This is a genomic window from Streptomyces sp. NPDC043996 (genome assembly GCF_056435225.1).
Genome location: NZ_JBWKEY010000010.1, coordinates 115,392 through 126,976 on the forward strand (window position 1 = coordinate 115,392; position 11,585 = coordinate 126,976).

Sequence of the window (11,585 nt, forward strand, 5' to 3'; positions counted from 1 at the left end):
GCATCCCATATGCTTCTCACGTCCCCGACGCGCTGCGAAGCGCCCAGGTGGGCCGATAGCCCTCATCGTCTAGCGGCCTAGGACGCCGCCCTTTCAAGGCGGTAGCACGGGTTCGAATCCCGTTGGGGGCACCAGTTCTTCCATGCAGAGGCCCGCGCCGTTTCCGGTGGCGGGCTTTCGTGTTTCCCGAGTTCTCCCGCTTTCTCCCGCTTTCTGCGGCGCTCACATGCGGCCGACCAGGTCGATGACCTCGCTGAGGAAGCCCTCGTCGAGCATGGTCGACACGGCCGTGTCGCCCTCGTCCTCCAGGCCGGTCAGGCCCGCGTCGTGGCAGGCGACGCCCACCAGATAGCCGTCGGCGAGACCGAAGGTGGCGAAGGACCACTCGCCGTGCGAGGCCCGGTCCCCCTGCGGGGTGAGCAGGGTGGTGTGCCCGGGGTCGAAGCCGAACTGGGTGAAGCCCAGGCGCATGCCCTGCCCGAGCGCCTTGGTGTAGGCCTCCTTCAGGGTCCAGGTGCGCACCAGGGCGCGCTGCCGCTCGTCCGGGGCCAGCTCTGCGAGCCAGCGGCGTTCGGCGGGGGTGCACAGATGGCGCTGGACCGCCGAGTACTGGATGCGGCGGTCGGCCAGCTCGGTGTCGACGCCGATGCGCCCGCGCCGGTTGAGGCCGACCACGAGCAGGTCCCGGGTGTGGCTGAGGCTCACCTCGATCTGGTCGTAGCCGCGCAGATAGGGGCGGCCGCCCGCCTTCGACGCCAGTTCCACCGCGTCCGGCGGGGACTGCAGGGCCGCGCCCGCCGTGTACTTCATCAGCAGCCGGGACGCGGCGAAGCGGTCGCGGGCCTCGGGGTCGCTCAGGGCGTGCAGGCGCTGCCAGTCGCGCGGGCCGAGCAGCGGGCGCAGCTGGGGATCGGCGACGGCCGCGGGCAGCCAGTCGCGCCAGTCCGCGTACACCACCACGTGGCCGTGCCAGGCCATGGCCTGGCGGACCCGGCTCCAGGGACTGTCGGGCCCCGGCATCAGGAGGGGGGCGAGGACGTCAGGTCCGGTCATGGCGTACCCGCTGGTGCGAGAGGGGCGTCGTGGAGGTCGAAGGTCCGGCCGGAGCGGAACCGGGCGAGCAGCTCCGCCATGACCCGGTCGACGCAGTCCCCGGGGAGGGCGGGCGGGGTGAGACCGAGACGTCGGCCGTACCGGTGCAGGGCGAGCACCAGCCAGTCGGGGCTGGCGAGGAAACCGCCCTCGCGGCGGTGCCGCTCCCAGGTGGCCAGGGTGGCGCCGACCGCGCAGAGCACGGCGTGCCGGTCGGCGAGCGCGGGCAGCCGCGGGCTGGTGAGGGCGGCGCGGTCGCCGGGCGTCAGGGCGCGGCAGCTCTCCCGGAGGTCGAGCAGGGCTCTCTGGAAGGCGGCGGCCAGGGTGCGGAGCGCCTCGCCGCACGGCCCCGGCTCGGCGGCGTCGGCGACGCGGGCGGCGCTGGCGCTGAGCGCGGCGGCCAGGAAGTCGCCGCCGCCCGCGACCTGGAGGGCGCCGAGGTCGAGGGCGGGCAGCGGCTCGCCGGCGCGGAACAGGGCGGCCGGGGGCTCCGGCTCGCGGCCCCAGGAGTTCCTTGCCAGGAGCGGGAGTTGCGGGATGACGACCGCCTGGCAGGAGGCGGTGCCCGCGTGGCCGAGTCCGGCGGCCGGGAGGTCGCGGCGGAGTTTGGAGAGCATGCCCTGGTCGGTGTCGCGGCTGTAGCCGCCCGCGCCGAGCACGGTGGCGAGCTCCTCCAGGTCGTCCCGGAGCAGGTCGGGGATCAGGTACTTGAGTTCGGCGGCGGCCAGATGGGCGCTGGCGGGCAGCAGGGACAGGGCGCGCAGCACCGAGGTGGCGACGCTGTCGGCGGCGAGCAGGTCCGCGAACACGCCCGCGAGGACGCCGCGTTGGCGGCTGCCGAGGGAGCCCGAGCCGACCGCGGCGCGGACGGCGGAGCGCAGCACGGTGTCGACGGAGGCGATGACGGCGCCGGTGATGAGGGCGCGGTTGAGCTGGAAGGTGCGCAGGGCGAGCCGGACACCGGTCCCTTCGGCGCCGACGAGGGCGTCGCCCGGCACGGCGCAGTCCTCGAACGCGTACCCGGCGAAGCGGCAGGAGCGCAGGCCGGTGGTGGGCCGTCGGGGCAGCGGCCGAAGCCCGTGGCCGACGAGTCCGGCCGGGTCGAGCAGGAAGACCGAGTGGGCGCCCTGGCCCGGCGCGGGGTCGGTGCGTACGTGGGCGACGATCGCGCCCGCCTGTTCGGCGTTGATGACGACGTCCTTGCGGCCCTGCAGCAGATAGCCGTCGCCGTGGCCAAGGGCGCTGACCTCGCCCTGGTGCGTCGCGGTGCCGTGGGCGAGCGAGCGGTGCACGATGGCGGCCCGGCCGCCCGCGGCGAGCAGCCGGGCGACCACGTCCCGCTGCGGCCCGGATCCGGCGGCGAAGACAGGGGCGGCGGCGAACAGCGAGGTGATGCCGTAGCCGAAGCCGAGCGCCACGTCGCGGCGGAAGACCGGGCGCGCCACCCGGACCAGGCCCTCGGCGTCGTGCAGACGGCCGCCGAGGGCAAGGGGCACCAACTCGGCGCCGAACCCCTCGGAGTCGAGCAGGTGCTCCGCCGCCATGAGGGGCTCACCGGCGTCATCGGCGGCGAGCAGAGCACGGAAGCCGACCGGGTTGCCCGGGTCGCAGGGGTCGCCGAAGCGGTGCTCGAGGCGGTCGGCGCGGTGGCGCGCCTCGTCAGGGGCGCGGGTGGCGGATGTCCTCGGCGCGCGGGTGGCGGGGGTCATCGGCCCGCCCCGTCCGCCGCGGTGTACGGCGGTGCCATCGACGCGTACAGCGGGCGCAGCTCACCGCGCAGGTAGAGCTCGCGCATGAGCGAGCGGCGCGCCTTGCCGCTGGTGGTGCGGCGCACGGTGCCGGGGCGGACCAGGACCACGGGCCCGGGTTCGGCGCCGAACTCCTGGCGCAGGCAGCCGCGCACCCGGTCGGCGAGGCCGGCGAGGTGACGGCCGCTCAGGCCGACGCCGCGGACCTCCTGGACCACCACGATCTCGTCGGGTTCGGCGGGCACAGCAGGCACGGCGGGCACGGTGAACACGATGGCGGAGCCGAACGGGGCGCCGGTCCTGGTGAGCTGGAGCTCGGCCTCCTGCGGGTGCAGGGTGCGGCCCTCGACCAGGAGGGCGTCCTTGGCGCGGCCGGTGACGTACAGCTCGCCCGCGTACAGGGCGCCGAGGTCGCCGGTGCGCAGGAAGCCGTGTTCGCCGTCGGCGGTGGCGGCGCCGAAGGCGGCGGCGGTCTCCAGGGGGCGGCGGCGGTATCCGGCGGTGACGGTGTCGCCGCGGACCCAGATCTCGCCCACCGAACCGTCCGGCAGCACCTGCGCGGTGGCCGGGTCGACGATGCGTACGGTGACCCCGCTGACGGGTCCGCAGCCGACGAGGCCGCGCACCGGTCGGCCCGGGACCGGCGGGCCGAGCACCCCGCGCTCCAGCGCGTCGGCGGCCACGGTGGCCACCGTCGGCGGGCCCTCGGTACCGACGCTGACCAGCAAGGTCGCCTCGGCGATGCCGTAGCCGGTGACGAGCGCGCCGGGCCGCAGACCCGCGGCGGCGAACCGGCGGGCGAAGGCGGCCGGGGTGGCCGCGGAGACCGGCTCGGCGGCGTTGACGGCGATGGCCAGGCCGCTGAGGTCGAGGGCGGCCAGGTCGGCGTCGGTGACGGCGGCCAGACAGCGGGCGTACGCGGAGTCGGGGGCGGCGGTGTGGGTGATGCCGTGCCGGGCGACCGCGCGCAGCCACCAGAGCGGGTCCGCGGTGAACCGGCTCCCCGGCATCAGGACGGCGGTGGCACCGAGCCAGAGCGGGTGCAGCAGCTGGCCGATCAGACCGAGGTCGTGGTGGAGCGGCAGCCAGCCGCCGATCCGCGCGGCGGCGTCGGTGCGCAGGGCGCGCCGGAGGCTCTCCATGGTGGCGAGCAGGTTGGCGTGGGTGACCTGGACGCCGCGCGGAGCCGCGGTGGTGCCCGAGGTGTACTGGATCAGGGCGGTGTCCGCGCCGGAGACGACGGGTGGGCGCCAGGCGTCGAGCGGGCCGCCAGCCACCGCGGCGTCCGCCCCGTCAGCCACCGCGGCGTCCGCCCCGTCAGCCACCGCGTCAGCCGCCCCGTCAGCCACCGCGTCGTCCGCCCCGCCAGCCACCGCGGCGGCCGGGATGCGGTCGACGGCGAGGCAGACCACGCCGGGGCGGCCCGCGTCGGCGAGCCGCCGGGCGAGTTCGGGGGCGTGCGTCGCGTCGGTGAGCAGCAGCGGGGCGTCCGTGTCGGCGGCGATCGCCGCGGTGCGTTCGGCCGCCGCGCGCGAGGCGTCCGGCGGCGGCACCGGGACGGGGACCGCGCCCGCGTACAGACAGCCGACGAGCGCCGCCACCGCGTGCGGGCCGCTGTCGGTCACCACGAGGACCGGGGTGCCCGGCGCGACGCGGCCGGACAGCGCGGCGGCCACCGTGCGGGCCCTGGCGTCCAGGTCCCGGTAGGTGTGGCCGGTGGCTTCGCCGGTGTCGTCCAGGCAGAGCAGGGCGGTGTCGTCGGCGCCGTCTGCGCAGCGGGCCGCCAGGGCGTGGGTGAAGCTCACCGATGTCATGCCTCTCGCTCCCCCTGCCTCTTTCGTCCCGGCCCGGGCAGGGTCGTCCTTCGGTCCCGGCCCGGGCACGGGTGCCGGTCCACCCCACTGTCGGGGCCTCCCCTGGACGGACACTCGAAGATCGACAGTGCTGGTCACGTCCGGAATCCGGGGGCCTCGTTCAGCAGGTCGTTGAGGAGCAGGAGCTCCTGTCGGCTGAGCGGGACGTCGAGGCACAGCTTCTCCGGGTGGCCGGGGGGCGGTCCTTCCGCGTCGGCGCTGAGCGTCAGGCGGAAGCCGTTGTCGAGCCCTTCGAGCCGGGCCCTCTCGCCCTCGGCCGCGGCCAGGTACATGTCGCCGCCGCCGTACACCCGGAAGGCCTCGCCCACCGCGCGCAGCCAACGGCCGGTGAAGCGGCGCAAGCGGCCGGTGCGCGTTCGCCATGTCACGTGCGGTCACCTCGTCCCTTCGCCCCGGATGCCGGTCGGCTTCGGGGTGCCAGGAACGATGAGCGGGGGCGCTGGAGGGCCGCTGGGGCCCCGGTGGGATCTCCGTGACCCGCGCGTGGGCATCCGGTCGCGTTCCGGCCATGAGCCGGAACCATGATCTCCTGCATAATTGCTGAGAAATCACTCATGATCGAGGCACACCCGGGGGACGACGTGGTGCGAGTTCTGATCGCCGAAGACATGCATATGCTGCGCAAGGCGCTGGTTTCACTGATCGATCTCGAACCCGACCTGGAGGTCGTGGCGGAGCTGTCGTCGGGGACCGACATCGTGCCGACGGCGCTCGCGATACGGCCGGATGTCGCCGTTCTCGACATCGACCTGCCCGGCACCGACGGGATCACCGCCGCCGCGGAGCTGCACACCAAGGCCCCCGAGTGCCGCACCCTGATCCTCACCAGCCTCGGCCGCCCCGGCAACCTCAGACGCGCGCTGGCCGCGCACGTCTCGGGCTTCCTGCCGAAGGACTCCGACCCGGACGCGCTGTGCGCCGCGATCCGCGAGATCGCCGCGGGCGAGCGGGTCATCGACCCGCAGCTGGCGCTCGCCACCCTGGACTCCGAGCCGTCGCCGCTCACCGACCGGGAGCGGGAAGTGCTCCAGCTGGCCTCGGAGGGCCTTGAGGCGGCGCACATCGCCCACCGGCTGCACCTCTCGTCCGGCACCGTGCGCAACTACCTGACCGCGGCCGTCAGCAAGCTCAACGCGCGCAACCGGGTCGACGCGATCCGCATCGCCCGCGAGGCGGGCTGGCTGCTGCACTCGGCCTGAGCGGGACCCGCTAGGCCGCGGCGGCCAGCTCCACCTCGGCCGCCAGCTCGAACCAGCCGTCGGGGCGCGGGCCCGCCATCAGCCGTCCGTTGACCGCCTCGACCCGGGTCGACAGGTTGCCGATGCCGCTGCCGCCCGCGGCCCGCGAGCCGAGCACCGGCTCCCCCGAACCCGTCACTCCGTCGTTGACCAGCGAAAGGCGCACCGCGCCCGCCGACCGCCTGGCGGTGATCTCGCACCGCTCGGCCTTGCTGTGCCGGAGCATGTTGGTCAGGCCCTCGCGCAGCAGGGTCGCCAGGACCGTGTCCACCTCGTCGGGCAGCTCCCCGCACTCCAGGCGGACATCGGCGCGGATGCCAACCCCGGCCAGCATGGCGGTGGCGTTCTCGGCCTCCGACGTGAGGCTCATCCGGTGGCTGCCGCTCGCCACGGTGCGTACGTCGGCCAGGGCCTGGCGGGCGATCTGGAGCACCTCGGACAGCTCCTCCTGGGCCCGCACCGGCTTCACCGGGGCGAGCCTGCGCACCAGCTCGCACTTGAGGGTCACCGTGGAGAGGCTGAAGCCGAGCAGGTCGTGCAGGTCGCGGGCGAACCGGAGGCGTTCGGTGGTGACCGCGAGCCGGGCGATCTCGGCCCGGGACCGGTGCAGTTCGGAGGCCAGCTGGGCCATCTGGGAGAGCCCGTAGACGACGAGGGCGCAGATCGCGATGTACGCGGACTCGTAGACGACGTCCTGCAGAGGGGTGCCCACCGCGTACAGCGCGGCGTCGACGGAGGCGATCACGGCGACCAGGGCGGGCCAGGCGGCGGCCGCGGGCAGCACCAGCAGAACCGTTCCGGCAAAGAACCCGGGGATGCCCATCCACCGCTGGCCGAACAGCAGGAACGGCACGAACTGGAGGACCGCCTGCAGGCCGAGCATGCCGTACCGCAGCGCGCGGGTCCGCAGCGGCGCCCAGGGCAGCCGCCAGTGGAAGGACTCGGCGAGCTGGAGCCCGAGGAGGGCGAGCAGACAGGCGAGGACGCCGGCCAGCTCGGGCAGGGCGGGCCCGAAGGAGACCGCCACCGCCGCCGCGAGGAAGTAGCCCACGAGCACCGCGAGGGTGATCGCGGCGGCGGCGCGCGGCACGAGGTCCCGGGTGCAGGGCTTGCGCGCGGGCGCCATCGGGGACGGGGCCTCCTCGGCGTCCTGGCGGGCGGGGCGCGGGCCCCGCTCGGGCCCGGCCGCCGCGCGCACCGGCACCGTGGCCACCAGGCGGAACCAGCCGTCGTCACCCGTGCCGTGGGTGAGCGAGCCGCCGAGCGCCGCGACACGGCGTTCGAGGGTGGCGAGCCCGCCGTCGGCGCCCGCGCCGGCGGCCCGGGCCGGGCGGGCGCTGCCGTCGTTGGCCAGGCTCAGCACGACGCTCCCGGCCCGCGCGTCGGCCTTGATCACGCACTGCTCGGCCTTGCTGTGCCGGAGCAGATTGGTCAGGCCCTCGCGCAGCAGGGTCGCCAGGACCGTGTCCACCTCGCCGGGCAGCGGCCCGCAGTCCATGCGCAGCTGCGTGTGGATGCCCGCCGCGGCCAGCATCGACACGGCCGCGTCCGCCTCGCCCGACAGGGACATCTCGCGGTAGCCCCGGCTGACCGAGCGCACGTCGGCCAGGGCCTTGCGGGAGGTGCGCAGGACGTCGGTGAGCTCGTCCTGCGCCTTGGCGGGGGCGTCGGCGATGAGGCGGTAGGCGAGCTCGCACTTGAGGGAGATCGCGGAGAGCCCCGAGCCGAGCACGCCGTGCAGGTCGCGGGCGAACCGCAGCCGCTCCCCGGCCACGGCGAGCCGGGCCAGCTCGGCCCGCGAGTGGTGCAGCTGGACGATCATTCCGGACATCCGGGAGAGCCCGATCACGACCAGCGGGATCAGGACGACCTCGACGGTGGTGTACAGGTTGTCGGCCCAGCCGAACCCGAAGTGGTAGAAGACCGCGGAGTCCCCGGCCGCGCTGAGGCCGAAGAGCGACCAGCCGATCTCCCCGGGGAACACCAGGACCGCGGAGGCGGTGAGGAACGCGGCCATGCCGCCCCACGCCACCCCGAACTCGGCGACCGGCAGATAGGCGAGCAGGCCCTGGAGGCCCCAGGCCGCGTACCGGAAGCGGGTCAGGAAGGGAAAGAGCCGCGGGAAGGAGAATCCGAGCTGCAGGCCCATGATCGCGGCGAAGCCGAGCAGCACCGCGACGCGTTCCCAGGGGGGCGGGTTCTGGGCCCAGACGTAGGCGCCGTCGATCACGAAGAAGCCGACGAGGACCACGGCCGTGATGGCGATGGCCTTGCGCGGTGGCAGCACCTTGCCGTTGGCCTCCGTGTATCCCCCGACCGCGAGGCCATCCGCGCTGGTGCTCAAGTTTCCCCCCATGGTCAGCGGTGCACGTTCCCGTTCCCGGTCCGGATCATAAAGAATCCTCGTCCGAAACCAGTAGGGTGTGCCGGTTTCTCACAGAAAGGGCGGCGGCCCCGGCCCACTCGGTGAGCAGGCCCGCGGCCGCCGCGTAGCAGCGCGCGGCGCGGGCGGCGGCGGGCGGCAGGAACGGCGCGGTGCCGCCCTCCTGCCCGCGCAGCTGGGCCAGGAGCCGGCCGGCCTCCGGACCGTGCAGTTCCACCCGGTGGTCAAGCCCCGCGGACTCCAGGACCGGTCCGCCCGCGGCACGGCGCACCACGACGTCGTCCCTGAGCCGGGCGCCCGCCCCCGGCGGCACCGCCGCCGGGCGGAACCGGGCCGTCGGCGTCAGCGGCACCACGCTCAGGCACGGGGCCCCGGCCGCCACGTGGCGCACGACCACGTGCTGCAGCCCGTCGAGGGCGGCGAGCAGGTGCCGTGACTCGTCGTTCCACTCCGCCTCGGGCACGGCGTACCCGGGGAAGCCGGGCACCACGTTGCCGAGCGAGACCGGCCCGAGCAGCATGCGGCGCAGCGCCTCGCGCAGCGTCGGCGCGGGCCCGGCGATCAGCGGATCGCCCCACGGCGTGCGCAGCAGCAGGTGGTCCGCGCCGAACAGGACCGTGACGTCTTCGCGCAGCGACCAGAGCTCACTGAATTCGGGAGCCGCCAGGCGGTCGATGCGCATGAGGTCCTTCCGGGGTGGGGGGAGAGCAGTGGGGGGAGCAGTGGGAGGGGGCGGGTGGCCGCTACAGGAACAGCGGTACGGGGTTGAGGTCCTCGTAGCGAGTCGGCTCGCCGAGGCGGCCGAGGGCGACCGGTACGTCGAAGAGGCGTCCCGGGGCGAACCGCGCCCAGTGCGGGCGCAGGCCGGGCACCACGACCTTGACCACGGGAAGGCCCACGTCGGGCCGGGTCTGGTCGAGGACGAGCAGTTCCATGCCCCTGCCGCGCAGCAGGGCCACGGCGGCCTCGATGTCGTCGAGCAGGTCCGCGCGCGGGGTGTAGGCGTGGGTGTCGGGGCCGGTGGGGGGAGTGCCGTCGGGGAGCAGGTACGGGTGGGCGACGACGGTGGCCGTGCGCAGCCAGTGCCCGACGTCCGGGTCCTCGGCGGCGGAGCCGGTGCCCTCGGGGTCCTCGATGATGTGCGGCATCATCTGGTTGAGCTCGGTCAGGGCGCGGCGCAGGGCGATCCGCGGGTCGAAGTGGGCACCGAAGCCGAGCATGATCCCCTCGGCTTCGCCCGGACCCGGCGCGGTGCGCCGGGAGAGCGCGGCCATGACCGGGATGCCGAGGTCGGCGGTGAGGTCGAGCAGCCACACCTCGCGGCCGAGCGAGGCGTGCACCTGGCGCAGTTCGGTGGTCCACGGGTCGTCGAAGGCGGCCAGGTCGACACCGGGGTGGCGGGTGCGGTTGTACCACCACAGGGCGAGCGCGTCGCGTTCGACGAGTTCCAGGAAGCCCTGGAGCACGGCGTCCTCCAGGGTGCCGCCCGCGGCGGTGCCGTTGGAGCTCGCCAGGCAGGAGACGTGGCCCCGCGGCTGGCCGACGCCGTAGTAGAGGAGCGCGGTGGGCAGCAGCTTCTGGCGCCGCTCGGTCAGCGACCACACCGGCGTCCAGTCGGTCTCGGCGTCCTCGTCGAACGGGTCGCACACGTGCTGGAAGGAGCCGTGCCGGGCGTTCCAGTCGGCCCGGCCCGCGAACTGGCGCGGGTCGTACAGCTGGACGGTGTCCGGGTGCACGGCGGCCGGGGCGAGTTCACGGAAGCTGCCGGTCACCACGGCCTCGCCGCCCTCGGCGTAGCCGCAGTGCCGCTCCAGGGCCTCGGCGAACGCCCCGACCCTGGCCTGCAGTTCGGTGGTGCCCTTGCCGCCGCAGGCGCCGCGCAGACCGGCCCGGATGGCGCCGAGACCGCGGGAGCCCGCCGCCGGGTTCGTACCGGCGCAGAAGGAGTGGAAGAACTCCGGTCCGCGCGGATCCCGTCTGATCTCCCGGACCAGGCCGGTCACCGGGTCGATGAGGTGGCCGAACCGGTCGAGCAGCTGGCTCGGGGTGAGGCTGCGGTGGCCGCCGCCCGACGTGTCGTTCTTGGCCCGGGAGTGCAGCACGACGGGCGCCCGCACCTGTGCGGCGGCCAGGCCGGGCTCGCCGCAGCTCGGGCACTGCGGGCGGCGCCGCGCCGGGTGCGGCGCGGCGGTGAGGGTGAGCCCGTCGAGGGTGCGCAGGTCCCGCTGGCTGGGGTGGCGGTAGCCGGAGAGCCACTTGGCGGCTTCCAGGGCGGCCGTCTGCAGCGCGGCGAGCCGGGCGGCGGGCAGCGCGCAGGAGGCCCGGGGCACCGGACCCGAGCGGCCCAGCACGCGCTGGACGTGGGCCTCCACCGGGCGGCCCCGCCACAGCCGTTCGGCGAGGCAGGACCAGCAGGGGCCCTCGGGGTCGCCGAGGAACGGGCCGATCCACTGTTCGGTGCCCTCGGTCTTCACCGGCAGCCAGCGGCGGCCCGCGGCCCGGTGCTCGGCGTCGACGGCGGCGAGCGCGGGGTCGAGGTAGTCGTCGCAGACGACGACGGTCAGCGCGGCCGCCGCTGCCGGGGCTCCGGCGTCGGCGTCGTGCGCGTCGTGCGCGTCGTCCAGGACGGTCAGGCCCGCCGCGGCGAGGGCCGCGGCGAGCTGCCGGGCGGCCACGCTGCCGACGGAGACCGCCCGGACCCCGGCGGCGCGTCCGGCCGCCGCCACGGCGCCGTCGAGGCCCGCCGCCTCCCAGTACGCCTGCTCGGCGGCCTCCCCCGGCGCGGCCACCCGGTCACGGGCGGCGAGCAGACCGGCGCCGTCCAGGCGGCGCACCAGGTGGGCGGCCTCCCCCTCGGTCAGCGCGTCCCCGGCGTCCCGGGCGATCCGCTCCAGCGGCCGGGTGCCGTCGAGGAGCGGGGCGAGGCGGGCGATCCGCTCACCGTGCAGCGCGGTCACCCGCTGGTCGGAGATGAGGTACACCGCCTCACCCGGCACCTGCTCGACCCGCAGGTGCGGTTTGAACCCGAGGAGCGGGGCGGCGCTCTCGACGGCTTCCATCAGGCGTCGCACGGCGCGACGTCGGTGGTGGCCGAGAGCTGGGTGACGTAGCAGTGGCTCAGGAGCGGCGCCTGGTGGGGCACCAGCGTGCGGTCGAACTCCTCGATGACGAGGTCGTCGTGGCCCTGAGCGGCGGGAAAGCTGTTCGTGTACATGGTCGTCCATCCCCCATGGTCGTGTACTGGTGGTCT

Annotated in this window: 9 protein-coding genes and 1 tRNA gene; 2 read left to right on the forward strand and 8 right to left on the reverse strand. The window is 75.1% G+C overall.

The window, feature by feature from the left end; genetic code table 11:
* The first annotated feature begins 58 nt into the window (after positions 1–58).
* Positions 59–134: transfer RNA gene (locus AC07A4_RS25885), tRNA-Glu, on the forward strand.
* A gap of 88 nt (positions 135–222) precedes the next feature.
* Here AC07A4_RS25885 and AC07A4_RS25890 read toward each other — a convergent pair.
* The 4 genes from AC07A4_RS25890 to AC07A4_RS25905 form a co-directional block, all read right to left on the reverse strand.
* Positions 223–1,053: a 4'-phosphopantetheinyl transferase family protein gene (locus AC07A4_RS25890; RefSeq protein WP_478602720.1), complete on the reverse strand. Its 831-nt coding sequence runs from the start codon at positions 1,051–1,053 to the stop codon at positions 223–225.
* Positions 1,050–2,801 (reverse strand): acyl-CoA dehydrogenase family protein, encoded by a 1,752-nt coding sequence (locus AC07A4_RS25895; protein WP_478602722.1) that lies wholly within the window; start codon positions 2,799–2,801, stop codon positions 1,050–1,052. The genes AC07A4_RS25890 and AC07A4_RS25895 overlap by 4 nt, the downstream gene beginning before the upstream one ends.
* The gene (locus AC07A4_RS25900; protein WP_478602724.1) at positions 2,798–4,654 is read right to left on the reverse strand and encodes an AMP-binding protein; all 1,857 of its coding nucleotides are present in this window, start codon (positions 4,652–4,654) and stop codon (positions 2,798–2,800) included. The genes AC07A4_RS25895 and AC07A4_RS25900 overlap by 4 nt, the downstream gene beginning before the upstream one ends.
* A 134-nt stretch (positions 4,655–4,788) precedes the next feature.
* Positions 4,789–5,082 carry a DUF6059 family protein gene (locus AC07A4_RS25905; RefSeq protein WP_478602726.1) on the reverse strand — a complete coding sequence of 98 codons (294 nt, stop codon included), beginning with the start codon at positions 5,080–5,082 and terminating at the stop codon, positions 4,789–4,791.
* Positions 5,083–5,268: 186 nt separating this feature from the next.
* On the opposite strand from AC07A4_RS25905, the gene AC07A4_RS25910 reads away from it, so the two are divergent.
* Positions 5,269–5,913, forward strand: a complete 645-nt coding sequence (locus AC07A4_RS25910; protein WP_478602728.1) for a response regulator transcription factor — start codon at positions 5,269–5,271, stop codon at positions 5,911–5,913.
* A 10-nt stretch (positions 5,914–5,923) separates the two neighbouring features.
* Here AC07A4_RS25910 and AC07A4_RS25915 read toward each other — a convergent pair whose 3' ends face one another.
* From AC07A4_RS25915 to AC07A4_RS25930, 4 genes are all read right to left on the reverse strand, one after another.
* Entirely contained in the window at positions 5,924–8,296 is a 2,373-nt protein-coding gene (locus AC07A4_RS25915; RefSeq protein ID WP_478602730.1) for a sensor histidine kinase, read from the reverse strand.
* 46 nt (positions 8,297–8,342) lie between these two features.
* Positions 8,343–9,017 (reverse strand): hypothetical protein, encoded by a 675-nt coding sequence (locus AC07A4_RS25920; RefSeq protein ID WP_478602732.1) that lies wholly within the window; start codon positions 9,015–9,017, stop codon positions 8,343–8,345.
* Positions 9,018–9,078: 61 nt separating this feature from the next.
* On the reverse strand, positions 9,079–11,394 hold the full coding sequence (locus AC07A4_RS25925) for a TOMM precursor leader peptide-binding protein (protein WP_478603150.1): 2,316 nt from the start codon (positions 11,392–11,394) through the stop codon (positions 9,079–9,081).
* Positions 11,394–11,549: a hypothetical protein gene (locus AC07A4_RS25930; protein ID WP_478602734.1), complete on the reverse strand. Its 156-nt coding sequence runs from the start codon at positions 11,547–11,549 to the stop codon at positions 11,394–11,396. Before AC07A4_RS25930 ends, AC07A4_RS25925 begins: the two co-directional genes overlap by 1 nt.
* Between the last annotated feature and the right edge of the window lie 36 nt (positions 11,550–11,585).